The organism is Brevundimonas goettingensis, assembly GCF_017487405.1.
GTDB classification, from domain to species: Bacteria; Pseudomonadota; Alphaproteobacteria; order Caulobacterales; family Caulobacteraceae; genus Brevundimonas; species Brevundimonas goettingensis.
On sequence record NZ_CP062222.1, the window covers coordinates 2,057,238 to 2,072,065 of the forward strand.

Sequence of the window (14,828 nt, forward strand, 5' to 3'; positions counted from 1 at the left end):
TTTTGACCCCCGCCCGTCAACCTTGGTTGCACCGCAACAATCTGCTCGCCTTGATTGCAGGGGTGCTTGTGCCGCTGCTTTTGGTGCTCGTTGGCGTTGAACTGGTTCGGGAATTCGACAGCAGCCGGGTGCTGCGGGCCGAGGTCAACAAATCGTATGAGACCCGGCTTCAGATCCAGAAGGTGTTCTCCTCGCTGCAGGACGCCGAGACCGGGGTGCGCGGTTTTGTCCTGACCCGCGACGATCAATATCTCGAGCCCTATGCGAACGCGGTGGCGTCGCTCGGGGACCAGGAATCAAGGCTGGCTGATCTGGTCACGTCCCAGAAAGAGCAGGCGGACGATCTGATCCGCCTCCAGGCTCTGGCGGATCGCAAGCTGCAGATCCTGTCCCGCGCCATCGAGGCGCGCCGGGCTGGCATTCCCTACGAAACCCTGGTCGTCAGTTCAGGCAACGAGGGCAAGATCGTCATGGACAACGTCCGGATTGTCGTGGCCCGCATGATCGACCGCGAGGCAGCCGCGCTGAACGAGCGATCCACGGCGGCGGACGATCGCAGCATCCGCACCGAATGGCTGGTCGCCGGTCTGTTCCTGCTGCTGCTGGCCGTCATTTCGGCGACCGCCTACCTGACCTGGCGCTATATGCGCGCGCGGCGGATCATCCTCGCCGACCTTCAGGCCACCACGGCGCGCCAGAAGGTCATTTTCGACAGCGCCATCGACACCATCATCACCCTTAACCCCTCAGGCAGCATCGAGACGGTCAATGCGGCCGGGGAACGGATGTTCGGCTATTCCGCCGCCGAGCTGGCCCGTCGCGACGTGTCCCTGCTGATCGATATCGCGCCTGACGGCGAGGGCGAGTTCCTCAAGCGGCTCGGCGCCTCCCAGGGCGCCCTGACGCGGGGGTTGATCCGCCAGATGGAGGGATTGCGCCGTTCGGGCGAGACCTTCCCCGTCGATGTGGCCCTGGGCGCCATGCAGCTGCCGACCGGCACCCATGTGGTCGCCGTGGTCCGCGACATCTCCGAACGCCGCCGCATCGAACAGTTGAAGGACGAGTTCGTCTCGACCGTCAGCCACGAGCTTCGCACCCCCCTCACCTCTATCGCCGGCTCGCTGGGCCTGCTGTCCGGCGGCGCGGCCGGCCCCCTGCCCGAGAAGGCCGCGCGGCTGATCCAGATCGCCCAGTCGAACAGCCAGCGCCTCGTCCGGCTGATCAACGACATCCTCGACATCGAGAAGATCGAGTCGGGCAAGCTGCGGCTCGACCTGGCCCCGCTGGATCTGCGCGAGATCGCCGAACGCTCCATCGAGGGGGTTCAGGGCTATGCACGCGAGCTCGGCGTCGTGGTGGCCCTGGGCGAGGCCGAAGACGCTCCGGTGCGCGGCGACGCCGACCGGCTGATCCAGGTCGTGACCAACCTGTTGTCCAACGCCTCGAAATTCTCGCCCGCCGGGGGTGTGGTGACCGTCACCGTGGACCGGGAGACTCGCCTGGCCCGCCTCAGCGTCGTCGATCAGGGCCCCGGCATTCCCGAGAGTTTCCGCTCGCGCATCTTCTCCAAATTCGCCCAGGCCGACGGCTCCGACACCCGTGCCAAGGGCGGCACCGGTCTGGGTCTGGCCATCGCGCGCGAGATCGCCGAACGCCACGGCGGCCGGCTGTGGTTCGAATCCGCGGAGGGCGAGGGCGCAACCTTCCACCTCGACCTGCCGCTGGCCGACGCGCCTGTTGCCAGCGCCGAGGACGACGGCCCGCGCCTGCTGATCGTCGAGGACGATCCCGACGCCGCCGACATCTTGCGCGAGATGCTGGAGCGCGACGGCTTCGCCGCCCATATCGCCGGCTCGACGCGCGACGCGCTGGTGGCCATCCGGTCCGCCCACTACGACGCCTGTCTGGTCGATCTGCAGCTGCCGGACGCCGACGGCATCAGCCTGATTCGCGAGATTCGCGCCACCCCCGGGGCGCACGACATGCCGGTGGTAGTCGTCTCCGGCGACGCCGCCCACGGCAAGGCGCGGGGCCGTTCGCTGGAGGTTCTGGACTGGCTGGAGAAGCCGGTCGACCAGTCCCGCCTGCGCGCCGCCGTCACCGCCATCAATCGGCGCAAGGGCGACGTCCGCCCGGTGGTCCTGCACGTCGACGACGACCGCGACATCCTAGAGGTCACCGCCGCCGCCCTGTCAGACGCCGCCGAGATCCTGGCCGCCGAAAGCCTCGCCGCCGCCCGGGCCGTGCTGGCGAAGCGCAAGCCGGATCTGGTCGTTCTCGACCTCGGCCTGCCCGACGGTTCGGGGCTGGAGCTGCTCAACGAGCTGGGCGACGGCGCGGGCCATATGATCCCGGTGATCGTCTATTCCGCCCAGGAGATGGACGCCGCCCTGGCTGACCGGGTCGAAGCCGTCCTGACCAAGTCCCGCACCTCCCTGGCCGGGCTGGCGCGGACCGTGCGACGCCTGACCGACGCCAGAAAAACTCTCGAAACCAGTGGGGCTGAGTGATGAGAATTCTGCATATCGACGATGAGCCGGACATTCGCGAAGTCACCGCCCTGGCGCTGGGCATCGACCCCGGGATCCAGCTGACCTCCTGTCCCTCGGGTCAGGCGGGGCTGGCGGCGCTGCAGGGCGGGCTGCGGCCCGACGCCATCCTGCTGGACGTGATGATGCCCGGCCTCGACGGCCCCGGCACCCTGGAACAGGTCCGGACGATGGACGGGTTCGCCGACACCCCCGTCATCTTCATGACCGCCCGGGCCCAGGCCCAGGAACAGGCCCGCTTCATCGGCCTGGGCGCCGTGGGGGTGATCATCAAGCCGTTCGACCCCATGACCCTGGCCGGTCAGGTGCGCGATATCCTTGCCGGCGCCGGCCGGTGACCGACCCCCTCGCCCCGCTGCGCGAGAAATTCCGCCTCCGCTCGGTAGATGATCTCGCCCGGCTGAAGACCCTGCTGGAGGCGAAGGACGAAGTTGAATTGCGACGGCTGGCGCACGGGATCGCGGGCGCGGCCGGGACCTTCGGTTTCCCCGCGCTCAGCGAGGCCGCCGTCGTGATCGACGACGCCTATACGGCGGGGCGGACGCCCAGCCCCGGGGCCTTCGACCGCCTCGTGCGCGAACTTCAGGCCGTGGCGGCGCCCAAGCCCTAGTCGGCGGTAACGAGCGCATCGTCCCCCGGCCCGGCGGCGGGATCGGGTTGTGCGGCGAGTGGTTGGGGGTGGCCGTCGAGGGCGGCCTTGAGGGCGTCGCGGTCGAGCTGGTTCTCCCAGCGGGCCACCACCAGGGTGGCCACGGCGTTGCCGATGAAGTTGGTCAGGGCCCGGCATTCGCTCATGAACCGGTCGACGCCCAGGATCAGGGCCATGCCCGCGATCGGCACCGAGGGAACGACGGCCAGGGTCGCGGCCAGGGTGATGAAGCCGGCCCCGGTGATGCCCGCCGCGCCCTTGGATGACAGCATGGCGACCAGCAGCAGCAGGATCTGCTGCTCGAGGCTGAGGTGGATGCCGAGCGCCTGGGCGATGAACAGGGCCGCCATCGTCATATAGATGTTGGTGCCGTCCAGATTGAACGAATAGCCCGTCGGCACGACCAGACCGACCACCGACTTGGCGGCGCCGGCCCGTTCCATCTTCTCCAGCAGGCTGGGCAGGGCGGCCTCCGACGAGGAGGTGCCCAGCACCAGCAGCAGCTCTTCCTTCAGATAGCGGATCAGCTTGAGGACATTGAATCCATTGGCGATCCCGACCAGTCCGAGGATGCCGACCACGAACAGGATGGCGGTCAGATAGAAGGTCGCCACGAGCGCGGCCAGATTGGCGATCGAGCCGATCCCGTAGGCCCCGATGGTGAAGGCGAAGGCCCCGAAGGCCCCCACCGGCGCCGCCTTCATCAGGATGGCGACGAGCTTGAAGAAGGCCGCCGAGATCGACTCGAGGAAGCTCAGCACCGGCTTGCCGACGTCGCCGATCAGGGCCAGGGCCACGCCGAACAGGATCGAGACGAACAGGACCTGCAGGATGTTGCCGGTCGAGAAGGCGCTGACCACCGTGTCGGGAATGATCCCCATCAGGAAGCCCTGGATAGTCGTCTCATGGGCGGCGGAAGAATACTGGGCCACCGCCCCGGCGTTCAGGGTCGAGGGGTCTATGTTCAGCCCCCGGCCCGGCTGGACCACATTGGCCACGATCAGGCCGAGGATCAGCGCAAGGGTCGAGAAGACGAGGAAATAGGCGAAGGCCTTGGCCGCCACCCGCCCGACCTTGCCCAGGTCGCGCATCCCGGCGATCCCGGTCACGATGGTCAGGAAGATCACCGGGGCGATGACCATCTTGACCAGCTTGATGAAGGCGTCGCCCAGCGGCTTCAGCGACTTGCCGAACTCCGGCCAGAAATGCCCGATCACCGCCCCCAGCACGATCGCCGTCAGCACCTGGAAATACAGGTGGGCGTAGAAGGGCTTCTTTTCGTGAAGCGTCGGCGCGGCGGTGTCGGAGATCTGCAAGCGTCGCGTCCTTGTGAGTCTTCAGACCCTTCTACGCGATCCCGGCGACCGCCGTCAGCCCGGCTCACCGTCGCGGAAGCGCCACTTCATCACCAGCACGCCGAGCGCCATCAGGAAGGCGCAGCCGTTGGCCACGACGATGGGCCAGGCCGTCGTCAGCACGCCATAGACGACCCAGAGCACGAAACAGGTCACCGTCAGGGAATAGGTCTTGAGGCTGACCGAGGAGGCGTCGCGTTCCTTCCAGATCTTGATCATCTGGGGCGCGAAACTGGTAATCGAACAGATGGCCGCCGCCGTGCCGACGACATTGGCGATGAGGTCGCTCACTTCGCGGCCGGCTTGCGGGTGGCGGGTTTGGCAGCGCGTTCCTTCGCGGGACTGGCCTTAGCCGGCTGTTCGGCCTCGATCTCGTCGGCGCGCTTGCCGCGCTTGCCGGGAATGGGAGCCGCCGGCTTACCAGACTGGACCGCCAGCCCGCGCTTCTCGACTTCCGCCAGGATGGCGTCGAGTTCCTTCTCGGTCAGATGCTCGATGCCAATGAAACGGCTGTCGGCCTGACGCACGGCGAAGACCAACTCGTCCAGCTTGGCCTGCATCGCCGCGCCGTCCCGGTTCTGGGTGTTCTGGATCAGGAACACCATCAGGAAGGTGATGATCGTCGTGCCGGTATTGATGACCAGCTGCCAGGTTTCGTTGAACTTGAAGACCGGCCCGGACATCGCCCAGACCAGCACGATCAGCAGGCAGGCGATGAAGGTCCACGGCTTGCCCGCGATCTTGGCCGTGAGGGTGGCGAACCGAACGAACAGCTTTTCCATGGCGCCGGAACGGCTCCGCTTGGCCGAGGTTCCTGAGTCCGGTCGCAGACGCCCCTATTCGACGGCGGGGCCTTCACCCGGCGCACGGCGGGCGTGGGTCTTCTGTTCGAAGGCGTAGCCGAGGGACAGGATCTTCGCGTCGTCCCATTTGCCGCCGATGAAACTCAGGCCGATCGGCATGTCGCGGTCGAAGCCCATGGGCACGGTCAGGTGGGGATAGCCGGCGACGGCAGCAATGGTCGAGGTCGACCCTTGCGCATTATCGTCGTCGTCGCGGGCGTTGGTCCAGGCGCGCGAAGTCGTCGGGGCAATCAGGGCCACGACCGAGTTATCGGCCATCATCCTGTCGATGCCCTCCGGCCCGGCCAGGCGGAAGGAGGTCGCGCGGGCGTCGACATACTCCTGGGTCGTCAGATCGCCCTTGGCCTCGGCCTGAAGGAACAGCTCCTGACCGAACAGGGCGTTCTCCTCGGCGCTGTTACTGTTGAAGGCGATCAGGTCGGCCAGGGTGCGGCTCGGCACCTGAGCTGCGTCGGTCGAGGCCAGATAGGCGTTCAGGTCGGCCTTGAGCTCGTACATCAGCACCTTGAAACTCTCGGCGCCGATGGTGTGCAGGTCGGGCGCGGTGTCGATGTCCACCAGAACGGCGCCGGCGTCGCGCAGCACCTGCAGGTTCCGCTCGAACACCTCCAGCGTCGGGGCGGAATAGGACTTCGCATAGCGCAGGACGCCGATGCGGACGCCGTTCAGCGAGCCGGCGTCGAGCGCGGCGGCATAGTCGGTCTTGTGGGCGTCGGCCTCGGCGGTGGCGGCGTCCTCGGCGTCCGTGCCGGCGATGACGGTCAGGACGCGGGCGGCGTCGGCCACGGTCGTGGCGATGGGTCCGGCGGTGTCCTGCGAATGGCTGATCGGAACGATATGGGTGCGGCTGACCAGACCCACGGTCGGCTTGAACCCGACCACCCCGTTGACCGAGGCCGGACAGGTGATCGAGCCGTTGGTCTCGGTCCCGATGGCCACGGGCGCCAGCCCCACGGCGACCGCCACGGCGCTGCCCGAGGAGGAGCCGCAGGCGGTGCGGGCCGGATCATGGGGGTTGGGCGTCAGGCCGCCGACGGCGCTCCAGCCGCTGATCGAGTTGGACGAGCGGATATTTGCCCATTCCGACAGATTGGCCTTGCCCATGATGAAATAGCCCGAGGCGCGCAGCCGGGCGACCAGGGGGGCGTCGCGGCCGGGTGCGTTGTGCGCCAACGCCAGCGAGCCGGCGGTCGTCGGCATGTCGCGGGTCTCGATATTGTCCTTGAGCAGGATCGGCAGGCCGTCCGGGTGGCTGGCGGCGAAGGCGATCACATCGGCCGTCGCGGCCCAGCGGATGACGGCGTGGGACGTCGCCGCCTCCCGCTCGCAGGCCGCGCGCAGCATCGCCCCGGCGTTGCCCGCGCCGCCGGCCTCCAGATAGGCGCAATCGACCGTCTGCGCGGCGACGGCCCGGGAGATGCGGAAGTCGTCGGGCACGGCCGGGACGGTGGGGGCCGCTGTCGGCGCCGGAGGGGTCTGCGCCGGAGCCGTCTGGGCCATGGCGCCGGGCGCGACGGACAGGAGGAGCAGGCCGAGGCCGGTGGAGAGTTTCATCGGCCTGGGCCCCGGATGTCATGCGAACGGAAGCGTGACAGTGACCGGGGTTCGGTCGGGAAGGCAAGGGGCATGCCCCACGCCCTCACCGCTCATCCCGACGAAAGTCGGGATCCAGATTCACATGCGGCGAAAGATGTTTCCCAACGACGGCGCCCTGGCGGATGATGCGATTCTGGATCTGGACCCCGGCGTTCGCCGGGGTGAGCGGTGAGAGAGAACGCGGAGGGGTGGTTACTCCGTGTGCGACCGCGAGCCGATCGTGCGGTCGAAGAAGTCGAGGTAGGTGCGCCATTGCTGGAGCTGGCGCGGATTGCCGCGAATGCCGTGGCGCTGGCCCGGATAGACCATCAGTTCGAACGGAATGCTCCTGGCCTGCAGGGCGTCCATGAGCCGGGTGGTGTTCTCGAACACCACATTGTCGTCGGCCATGCCGTGCATCAGCAGCAACCGTCCGGTCAGGTTGTCGAGCCGGTTCAAGACGTCGGTCCCGGCATAGCCCTCGGCATTGGCCTGGGGCGTCGACATGAAGCGCTCGGTGTAGTGGGTGTCGTAGAGCGCCCAGTTGGTCGGCGGACCACCGGCGGCGGCCGCGGCGAGCCCCATCTTCGGCTCGGTGAGCATGTTCAGGCTCATGAAGCCGCCATAGCTCCAGCCCATCACAGCCATGCGCGAGGCGTCGACGTAAGGCAGGGTTCTCAGATAGTTGGCGGCCAACACCTGATCTTCCGTCTCAACCGTGCCCATGTGCAGATACTGGGCCGAACGGAAGGCGGCGGAGCGATCGCCCTCGCCCCGGTTGTCGAGGCGGAAGACGATATAGCCGGCCTCGGTCAACAGTTGATTGGTGATCGGCTGCCAGGACTTCATCACGCCCGCGCCGGTCGAGGGACCGCCATAGACCTGCATCACGACCGGATATTTCTTCGCCGGATCGAAGCCAGGCGGGGTGGTGATGCGCCACACCAGGGTCTGGCCGTGGCTTTCCAGCGTGCCGAACTCGGGCGTGCGCAGACGCGAGCGGTAGGGCCAGAAGGGGTGATGCTCGTCGAGCTTGTTCTCCTCGATCCAGCGCACGAAGGTCCCGTCGGACTTATAGAGACCCGAGCGCGGCGGGGTGCCCGGATCGGAATAGTTGCCGACATAGGCGGTCGCGGTCTTGTTCATCGACACGCCCCACCAGCCGCCCGAGGTCGTGACCTGAACCGGGGTCGTGGTGCGGCGGAACGAGGCGCGGAACATCTGCTGCTCGATCGGCAGCTCGGTCCCGGCGTGCATGGAGGCGGTGAAGAAGACCTCGCCGGTCGCTTCGTTGATCCCGTTCAGGCCCTTGACCGGATAGAGGCCGCGCGTGATCGGGCGTACCTTCTTGCCGTCCTTGTCGTAGAGATAGAGGTGCCGCCAGCCCGTGCTCTCATCCGACCAGATGAAGCCGCCGTCCTTGAGCGCGTGGAAGTCGTCGGTCAGATCGACCCAGGTCGTGCTGGTCTGGGTGACGATGACGTGCGACGCGCCGGTCGCCGGATCGACGGCCAGCAGGTCCAGCGTCTTCTGGTCCCGCGACTGGCGCTGGACATAGAGGGTCTTGCCGTCCGCCGACCAGTCGACGCGGCCCAGATAGATGTCGGTGTTGGAGCCGAGATCGACCTTGATCCGGCGGCCCGTCGTGACGTCGTGGACATAGAGATCGACCACCGCATTGGGACGGCCGGCGCGCGGATAACGCTGCTGCACCACGGTCGAGCCCGAGGCGTTGATGTCGAGGCGTGGGACCACGTCCACACCGCTCTCGTCGGTGCGCTGGAGTGCGATGTAGTGCTCGTCCGGGCTCCACCAATAGCCGGTGTCGCGGTCCATCTCCTCCTGGGCGATGAACTCGGCGGTGGCCCAGGTGATCAGGCCGTCGCCGTCCGTCGTGACCGGGGTCTCGGTATTGGTGGCCAGGTCTTGGATGACCAGATCCTGATCGCGGACATAGGAGACATAGGTCCCCTTGGGGCTGACCTTGGCGTCGATCTCGTCGGCGGGAGTGGCGGTCAGCCGCTTGACCGTATCGTCCGCGCGATTGGCCAGATAGATGTCGCCTTCCAGCGGGGCGAGGATGTAGCGACCCTGGCTGTCCCACGAATATTCGACCACGCCGCGCTCCGAGATCCGCATCCGCTCGCGCCGCGCCTTCTCGGCCTCCGACAGTTCACCGGCCTCGGGGACCAGGGCGCGGGCGTCGATCAGCTTGAACGGCTCGCCCGCGCCCGTGGGGGCGGCCCACAGGTCCTGAACCGAGACATCGTCCGGCCGCGACCGCAGGAAGGCGACCAAGGCGCCGTCGGGCGACAGGCTGACGCCCTTGGCCACGGGGCCGCTGAGGCCGGGATCAGAGAAGACGCGCTCGGGCGTCAGGACGGCCGGATCGGCTTCGGGAGGGGCGCTCGCTCCCCCTCCGGTCTGGGCGAAGGCGGAACCGGCGACGGCCATCAGGAGCGTCGAAGTCAAAAGAAGGGTGCGCATGGCGCGGGACGCTAGCCATGGATTCTATCGCCGTCACCGAGATTTTTTCGGCCCCTCAAAGCCGTCGCGACGCCTGCGATCCTTTCGCACCGGCGAACGAGCGCCTAAACAGCAGGGACAATGACCGACGCCGTAATCGCCTCCGCCGCCCCGACCCCGCCCAAGCCCAGCCCCTTCCACGGGGTGAAGGTGCTGTGGGTCAAACACTGGACCGACCAGCTGTTCTCCTTCGCCGTCGAACGGCCTGAGGACTTCCGCTTCCGCTCGGGCGAGTTCGTGATGATCGGCCTGCCGGGCGAAGACGGCGGAAAGCCCGTCATGCGCGCCTATTCGATCGCCAGCCCGGCCTGGGCGGAGGAGATCGAGTTCTTCTCCATCAAGGTCGAGGACGGCCCCCTGACCTCGCGGCTGCAGAAGATCGTCGCGGGCGACGAGGTCCTGATGGGCAAGAAGCCGACCGGAACCCTGGTGCTGGACGCCCTGACCGGCGGCGAGCGGCTGTGGCTGATCGGCACGGGCACGGGCCTGGCGCCCTGGCTGTCGGTGGCCCGCGATCCGGAGACCTATTCCCGCTTCGGCCAGGTTGTCGTGTGCCACACGGTGCGCAACGTCGCCGACCTGGCCTATCGCGACTTCTTCACCCACGGCATCCACGAAGATCCGCTGATCGGCGACGAGGCGAAGGCCCAGCTGACCTACTATCCCACCGTGACCCGCGAACGCTTCGAGACACCCGGCCGGATCACCGACCGGATCAAGTCGGGCGACGTCTTCGCCGACCTCGGCCTGCCGATCGGCTTCTCGCCCAACACCGACCGGATCATGCTGTGCGGCTCCATGCACATGATCAAGGAGACGGCCGAGCTGCTGGAGACCTATGGTCTGAAGGAAGGCTCCAACGCCGAGCCGGGCGACTATGTGCTGGAGCGCGCCTTCGTAGGCTAGGAACCCGGTTGGGCGATATGCCCACCTTGGCGGACGGCGCGGGAACGGCTAACCCCACGGCCATGCACCACCCTGCCCTCGTCGCCGTCGAATCCCGGGTCAATCCCGCCGAATGCAAATCCATGGCCGAGGTCCGTCAGGGCGTCGACGCTCTGGACCGCGCCCTGGTCGCCCTGCTGGCCGAGCGCCAGCGCTATATGGACGCCGCCGCCCGCATCAAGCCAGACCGCGACGCCGTCCACGACGACGCCCGTATCGAGGATGTGGTGGCCAAGGTCCTGGCCTCGGCCGAACAGCAGCATCTGTCGCCCCTGATCGCCGAGCCGGTCTGGCGCCTGCTGATCGACCGCTGCATCGCCTATGAGTTCTCGGTCTACGACCGCACGCGGTCCTGAACGAATTTCGTGCTAGGATGGGGCATGGCCAAGCCTGAACCGTCCATCTTCGAGACCCCGGACCCCGACGCCGAGGAACGCTCCCTGCTCGAGGGCGAAGCGGACGTCGCCGCCGGCCGAGTGATCCCGCACGAGGAAGTCGCGAAATGGCTGGCGACATGGGGCACGCCTGAAGAAGGTCCCCCTCCCGCGTCCTGGGGACTGGATGACTAGGGTCGTCTGGTCGAGACGCGCGCTGCAGAACATCAATGCGATCCGCGCCTATGTCGGCCAGTTCAGCCCACTCGCCGCACAACGACTGGCGCTTCGCCTTCGCAACGCAGGCGAGACCCTGCGAGATTTCCCGGAACGCGGCATGGCGATGTCCGGCGCGCGTCGTCAGCTGACCACCGTCCCGCCCTATCTCATCCGCTACATCTATCGCGACAGCGTCGTGTCCATCCTCGAAGTTCGCCACGCGGCGGAGGACGCGCCCTAAGCCCGCAAGCTCCTGAGCATCAGCTCGTGCCGCCAGGCCGCGACGTCGGCCAGGGCGGTCTGCAGGGCGTCGCGCACCCGGTCCAGCGCCGGGGCGGCCAGGGCCTGTTCCGTGGCCTCAGCGGCAGCACAGACTTCCGCCAGCGCACCCGCGCCGATGCCTGCCGCCGCGCCCCGGATGGTGTGGACGGCGTCGCGCCAGCCGTCGGTCTTCGGCTCCAGCATGGCCGACCACATGGCCGCCTGTTCGGCGAACAGGCCCAGGACCTCTTCGGAGATCGCATCGTCGCCGCCCGTCATCCGGTCCAGCACCGAGAAATCGACCGCCCCGGAGAGGTCTCGTCGCGACATCAGGCCGCCTCGGCCGGGTTCTTCGCCAGCCGTGCGTTCCGCGACGACCAGACAAAGTAGATCAACAGGCCGATCGCGTTCCAGATCAGGAAGCCATACTGGGTCACCGGCTTCAGGCTGAGGAAGAAGACCACGCAGCCGACCACGGTGATGGCGGCGACCACCGGCCACAGCGGGGCCTTGAACAGGCGTTTGCGGCCCGGATCGCGCAGCCGCAGCACCACCAGACAGACGCCGACGGCGCAGAAGGCGGCCAGGGTCCCGGCATTGGCCAGCGAAGCCAGCTCGTCCAGCGGCAGCAGGCCCGCGAGGATCGCAACGACGATGGCGGTGAAGACGGTCACCACGGCGGGCACGCCTCGGGTCGAGATCTTCGCCAGACGGGCCGGCAGCAGGCCGTCGCGGGCCATGCCGAGGAAGATGCGGCTCTGGCCGAACAGGAAGGCCAGCAGGACGGTCGGCAGGGCGATCACCGCCGCTCCGGCGACGATGGTCGCCGCCCCGCCCTGCCCCAGCTCGCGCAGGATCAGGGAGAGGGGCTCGGAGCTGGAGGCGAAGGCGGCGACGGGTCGCGCACCGATCGCGGCGGCCGCGACGATCATGTACAACGCTGTGCAGATCAGCATGGAGCCGACGATGCCGATCGCCAGGTCGCGCTCGGGCTTCTTGGTCTCCTCCGCCGCCGTCGAGATGGCGTCGAAGCCGTAGAAGGCGAAGAAGATGATGGCCGCGGCCGCCATCACCCCGGTCTTCACGAAGGGCGCGCCGAAGCCGTTCGGCATGAAGGGATGGAAGTGGTCCGGATTGAACGCCGGAAGCGCGATGGCCACGAAGACGATCAGGGCGACGATCTTGATCACCACCAGCACGACATTCAGGTTGGCGCTCTCGCGCGTGCCCAGCAGCAGCAGGCCGGTGACCACAGCGATGATGAAGACCGCCGGCAGGTTGACGATCCCGCCCGCATGCGGTCCGACCGTCAGGGCGTGCGGCAGGGCGAGACTCATTCCGCCGATGTCGAGCCCGTTCAGGAAGCCGACCGCATAGCCCGACCAGCCCACGGCCACGGCCGAGACGACCAGCGAATATTCGAGGATCAGGCTCCAGCCCACGATCCAGGCGATCAGTTCGCCCAGGACGGCGTAGGAATAGGTGTAGGCGCTGCCCGCCGCCGGCATCATGGTCGACAGCTCGGCATAGGCCAGGGCCGCACAGGCGCAGACCAGACCGGCCAGACCGAAGGACACCAGAACCGCCGGCCCCGCCAGACCCGCGCCGACGCCGATCAGGGTCAGGATGCCGGTGCCGACGATGGCCCCGACGCCGAGGGCCAGCAGATGCGGCCAGCTCAGCGTCGCCTTCAGCCGCGGCCCGTGGGCGGCCTCGTCATGCGGCGTATGCATCGCATCGATCGACTTGCGTCGGTTCCAGAACGCCATACGGCCCACTCCCCTGATTTCACGACACGGCTCCCCGCCGTGATTCCCGCGACCTTAGCGCGCGGTTCTGCGGTTTAGAAACCGAAGTCGCAATTACGGGCTTGCATCCTGCGAACACAGCCAGTATGTCCGCCCCTCCCCGCCAACGACCTTGTCGCCGAACGGGAGCCGAGACGATCGGTACGGGTGATTAGCTCAGTTGGTAGAGCAGCTGACTCTTAATCAGCGGGTCGTAGGTTCGAACCCTACATCACCCACCATCGTCCTCCCCCATTCCCCAGACATCGCGACATCCTCGGCCCCGAGGAGACCTAGTTCGCAACGACCGCCTCGCGGGGTCTCGCGCCCCCCTGTCCCCGTTTGACATCAAGTGAAACATCTCAAGGGACGACCGTTCGCGAGAATCGACACAGTCTTTGTGCCAGTCAGCGACGGAGTCTCTGCGGAGCGCCGTTCAAGGGTTTCGAAGTCTGCATCACCGGTCGCCCCTCCCCCAATTCGGCGGCCCGGAATGCGTGGGAAAGTCACGGCATTGGAGTACGACATGGCGCGCGGCGACGGTGATAGCGCAACCAATCCCCATCCGGTCGACCGGCTGGTCGGTCGCAGGGTCGCTGAAAAGCGCGTGGCCCTGGGATACAATCAGGGCGATCTCGGCCGGGCCCTGGGCCTGACCTTCCAGCAGATCCAGAAGTACGAAAAGGGAACCAACCGGATCTCGGCCTCCAAGCTCTGGATGATCAGCCAGTTCTTCGGCGTCGACATCAGCTACTTCTTCGAGGGCCTGCCACGCGACTCGGCGGAGGGCGAGACCGAAGCCCTGGTGCCCACGCCCAACCTTGACTATCCGCCGACGCGGATGACGCTGGAAATGTCCGCCCTGGCGCCGCAGCTCTCGACCCGCCGGCAGAAGCTGGCGCTCGATATGGTGCGCGAAATGCTCCACGAGACCTCCGCCGAAGCCTGAACGGGCCGGGCTTCAGCCGTGACATTCGCAGCGATGCGAACCATGCAAGATCGGGTCATGATCGACCCCGTCCCTCATTATCAGGCCCGCACCCTGGATCTGATCCGCCGCGCCATCGTCGAGCCGGATCAGGAGACGCGGGCCGAACTGCTGCGGCAGGCGGCGTATTGGCTGGACCTGTCCAAGCGCGCGGTGAAGGCCAAGCTTCACTAGCGGGTCCGCCGGCCGGCTTGTCGGCCGGATTCTCTGGCCTACGCCCGCCCTCCCCCTCATCGGACGCAAAAAAGGGCCGCGCGATCGTGCACGGCCCTGAAGGTTTTTTGGGAGGGAAACGCCCGGAAGGGCGTGCGCCGTGGCGCATCTCCGATCTAGTCCCGCGCCAAGGCGGTACGAAGGCGACTTTGTTGCAGGTCCGCGACGCCGGTCAGCGGCTCGCCGCATTTCCGGCGGCTTCCGGAACCCGGGACCGGGACCTGGCGCCGCCACGAACGAAGGCCATGAACTCCCGGACGGTCCAGGAGCGGGCGGACGGCCCCTCGCTTCCCCGGGGCGACTCGACGATGCGGAGGTCGCGATCGCCATGGCTCTGCCAGGCCCTGGCCACCTTCAGCGCGATCGTCGCCTCCATGGGGTCGGAGCTGGCCCGCAGAGCGTTCTGTTCCACCTGGACAACGTACATCATCGTCCGCAGATAACACAGTCACAGGTTGTGAGAAGCCAATTACAGCTATAACTTTAGCTATAATATCCGGGGTTTGCGCCCGCCTCGCGAAGTC

17 protein-coding genes and 1 tRNA gene are annotated in these 14,828 nt (G+C 67.2%); 10 read left to right on the plus strand and 8 right to left on the minus strand.

Going from position 1 to position 14,828, the window contains the following annotated elements:
• Nucleotides 1-68 precede the first annotated feature (68 nt).
• Genes IFJ75_RS10220 through IFJ75_RS10230 form a run of 3 tightly spaced genes read left to right on the plus strand, consistent with a single transcriptional unit; the run spans nucleotide 69 to nucleotide 3,159 of the window.
• Nucleotides 69-2,510, plus strand: a complete 2,442-nt coding sequence (locus IFJ75_RS10220; protein ID WP_207867874.1) for a response regulator — start codon at nucleotides 69-71, stop codon at nucleotides 2,508-2,510.
• A complete protein-coding gene (locus IFJ75_RS10225) occupies nucleotides 2,510-2,887 on the plus strand; it encodes a response regulator (protein WP_207867876.1) in 378 nt (125 codons plus the stop codon). Before IFJ75_RS10220 ends, IFJ75_RS10225 begins: the two co-directional genes overlap by 1 nt.
• On the plus strand, nucleotides 2,884-3,159 hold the full coding sequence (locus tag IFJ75_RS10230; protein ID WP_207867879.1) for an Hpt domain-containing protein: 276 nt from the start codon (nucleotides 2,884-2,886) through the stop codon (nucleotides 3,157-3,159). Before IFJ75_RS10225 ends, IFJ75_RS10230 begins: the two co-directional genes overlap by 4 nt.
• Here the strand turns inward: IFJ75_RS10230 and IFJ75_RS10235 are convergent.
• From IFJ75_RS10235 to IFJ75_RS10255, 5 genes are all read right to left on the minus strand, one after another.
• Complete coding sequence (locus IFJ75_RS10235) at nucleotides 3,156-4,514, minus strand: dicarboxylate/amino acid:cation symporter (protein ID WP_404822014.1); 1,359 nt, start codon at nucleotides 4,512-4,514, stop codon at nucleotides 3,156-3,158. The two genes, IFJ75_RS10230 and IFJ75_RS10235, sit on opposite strands and share 4 nt — an antisense overlap.
• A 54-nt stretch (nucleotides 4,515-4,568) precedes the next feature.
• The gene (locus tag IFJ75_RS10240) at nucleotides 4,569-4,844 is read right to left on the minus strand and encodes a SemiSWEET family sugar transporter (RefSeq protein ID WP_207867881.1); all 276 of its coding nucleotides are present in this window, start codon (nucleotides 4,842-4,844) and stop codon (nucleotides 4,569-4,571) included.
• Nucleotides 4,841-5,335, minus strand: coding sequence for a low affinity iron permease family protein (locus IFJ75_RS10245; RefSeq protein ID WP_207867883.1), 495 nt, complete (start codon nucleotides 5,333-5,335; stop codon nucleotides 4,841-4,843). The genes IFJ75_RS10240 and IFJ75_RS10245 overlap by 4 nt, the downstream gene beginning before the upstream one ends.
• A gap of 54 nt (nucleotides 5,336-5,389) precedes the next feature.
• The gene (locus IFJ75_RS10250) at nucleotides 5,390-6,970 is read right to left on the minus strand and encodes an amidase (protein ID WP_225896769.1); all 1,581 of its coding nucleotides are present in this window, start codon (nucleotides 6,968-6,970) and stop codon (nucleotides 5,390-5,392) included.
• 234 nt (nucleotides 6,971-7,204) lie between these two features.
• Nucleotides 7,205-9,478: a S9 family peptidase gene (locus tag IFJ75_RS10255; protein ID WP_207867884.1), complete on the minus strand. Its 2,274-nt coding sequence runs from the start codon at nucleotides 9,476-9,478 to the stop codon at nucleotides 7,205-7,207.
• Nucleotides 9,479-9,598: 120 nt separating this feature from the next.
• Here IFJ75_RS10255 and IFJ75_RS10260 point away from each other — a divergent pair, with 120 nt between their 5' ends.
• The 4 genes from IFJ75_RS10260 to IFJ75_RS10275 all read left to right on the plus strand — a co-directional run bounded on the left by IFJ75_RS10260 (nucleotide 9,599) and on the right by IFJ75_RS10275 (nucleotide 11,296).
• Entirely contained in the window at nucleotides 9,599-10,423 is an 825-nt protein-coding gene (locus IFJ75_RS10260) for a ferredoxin--NADP reductase (protein WP_207867886.1), read from the plus strand.
• 62 nt (nucleotides 10,424-10,485) lie between these two features.
• Nucleotides 10,486-10,818, plus strand: coding sequence for a chorismate mutase (locus tag IFJ75_RS10265; protein ID WP_207867889.1), 333 nt, complete (start codon nucleotides 10,486-10,488; stop codon nucleotides 10,816-10,818).
• 24 nt (nucleotides 10,819-10,842) lie between these two features.
• Nucleotides 10,843-11,031 carry an antitoxin gene (locus IFJ75_RS10270; protein ID WP_207867891.1) on the plus strand — a complete coding sequence of 63 codons (189 nt, stop codon included), beginning with the start codon at nucleotides 10,843-10,845 and terminating at the stop codon, nucleotides 11,029-11,031.
• Nucleotides 11,024-11,296 (plus strand): type II toxin-antitoxin system RelE/ParE family toxin, encoded by a 273-nt coding sequence (locus tag IFJ75_RS10275; RefSeq protein ID WP_207867893.1) that lies wholly within the window; start codon nucleotides 11,024-11,026, stop codon nucleotides 11,294-11,296. The genes IFJ75_RS10270 and IFJ75_RS10275 overlap by 8 nt, the downstream gene beginning before the upstream one ends.
• Here the strand turns inward: IFJ75_RS10275 and IFJ75_RS10280 are convergent.
• Nucleotides 11,293-11,646, minus strand: coding sequence for an Hpt domain-containing protein (locus IFJ75_RS10280; RefSeq protein WP_207867898.1), 354 nt, complete (start codon nucleotides 11,644-11,646; stop codon nucleotides 11,293-11,295). The two genes, IFJ75_RS10275 and IFJ75_RS10280, sit on opposite strands and share 4 nt — an antisense overlap.
• Nucleotides 11,646-13,085, minus strand: coding sequence for an amino acid permease (locus IFJ75_RS10285; protein WP_207867900.1), 1,440 nt, complete (start codon nucleotides 13,083-13,085; stop codon nucleotides 11,646-11,648). Before IFJ75_RS10285 ends, IFJ75_RS10280 begins: the two co-directional genes overlap by 1 nt.
• A 184-nt stretch (nucleotides 13,086-13,269) precedes the next feature.
• Here IFJ75_RS10285 and IFJ75_RS10290 point away from each other — a divergent pair.
• The 3 genes from IFJ75_RS10290 (at nucleotide 13,270) to IFJ75_RS10300 (ending at nucleotide 14,265) form a co-directional block, all read left to right on the plus strand.
• Nucleotides 13,270-13,345 (plus strand) — tRNA-Lys (locus IFJ75_RS10290).
• A gap of 251 nt (nucleotides 13,346-13,596) precedes the next feature.
• Nucleotides 13,597-14,052: a helix-turn-helix domain-containing protein gene (locus tag IFJ75_RS10295; RefSeq protein WP_225896770.1), complete on the plus strand. Its 456-nt coding sequence runs from the start codon at nucleotides 13,597-13,599 to the stop codon at nucleotides 14,050-14,052.
• A 57-nt stretch (nucleotides 14,053-14,109) separates the two neighbouring features.
• Nucleotides 14,110-14,265 carry a hypothetical protein gene (locus IFJ75_RS10300; RefSeq protein ID WP_207867902.1) on the plus strand — a complete coding sequence of 52 codons (156 nt, stop codon included), beginning with the start codon at nucleotides 14,110-14,112 and terminating at the stop codon, nucleotides 14,263-14,265.
• Nucleotides 14,266-14,476: 211 nt separating this feature from the next.
• Here the strand turns inward: IFJ75_RS10300 and IFJ75_RS10305 are convergent, their stop codons facing one another.
• A complete protein-coding gene (locus IFJ75_RS10305) occupies nucleotides 14,477-14,734 on the minus strand; it encodes a hypothetical protein (protein WP_207867904.1) in 258 nt (85 codons plus the stop codon).
• Nucleotides 14,735-14,828: the final 94 nt, after the last annotated feature.

Coding starts and splice junctions, on each gene's coding strand:
- IFJ75_RS10245 (WP_207867883.1), bottom strand. CDS start 5,335: ATGGAAAAGCTGTTCGTTCGGTTCGCCACCCTCACGGCCAAGATCGCG.
- IFJ75_RS10250 (WP_225896769.1), bottom strand. CDS start 6,970: ATGAAACTCTCCACCGGCCTCGGCCTGCTCCTCCTGTCCGTCGCGCCC.
- IFJ75_RS10225 (WP_207867876.1), top strand. CDS start 2,510: ATGAGAATTCTGCATATCGACGATGAGCCGGACATTCGCGAAGTCACC.
- IFJ75_RS10285 (WP_207867900.1), bottom strand. CDS start 13,085: ATGGCGTTCTGGAACCGACGCAAGTCGATCGATGCGATGCATACGCCG.
- IFJ75_RS10270 (WP_207867891.1), top strand. CDS start 10,843: ATGGCCAAGCCTGAACCGTCCATCTTCGAGACCCCGGACCCCGACGCC.
- IFJ75_RS10255 (WP_207867884.1), bottom strand. CDS start 9,478: ATGCGCACCCTTCTTTTGACTTCGACGCTCCTGATGGCCGTCGCCGGT.
- IFJ75_RS10265 (WP_207867889.1), top strand. CDS start 10,486: ATGCACCACCCTGCCCTCGTCGCCGTCGAATCCCGGGTCAATCCCGCC.
- IFJ75_RS10275 (WP_207867893.1), top strand. CDS start 11,024: ATGACTAGGGTCGTCTGGTCGAGACGCGCGCTGCAGAACATCAATGCG.
- IFJ75_RS10300 (WP_207867902.1), top strand. CDS start 14,110: ATGATCGACCCCGTCCCTCATTATCAGGCCCGCACCCTGGATCTGATC.
- IFJ75_RS10305 (WP_207867904.1), bottom strand. CDS start 14,734: ATGATGTACGTTGTCCAGGTGGAACAGAACGCTCTGCGGGCCAGCTCC.
- IFJ75_RS10280 (WP_207867898.1), bottom strand. CDS start 11,646: ATGTCGCGACGAGACCTCTCCGGGGCGGTCGATTTCTCGGTGCTGGAC.
- IFJ75_RS10260 (WP_207867886.1), top strand. CDS start 9,599: ATGACCGACGCCGTAATCGCCTCCGCCGCCCCGACCCCGCCCAAGCCC.
- IFJ75_RS10295 (WP_225896770.1), top strand. CDS start 13,597: ATGCGTGGGAAAGTCACGGCATTGGAGTACGACATGGCGCGCGGCGAC.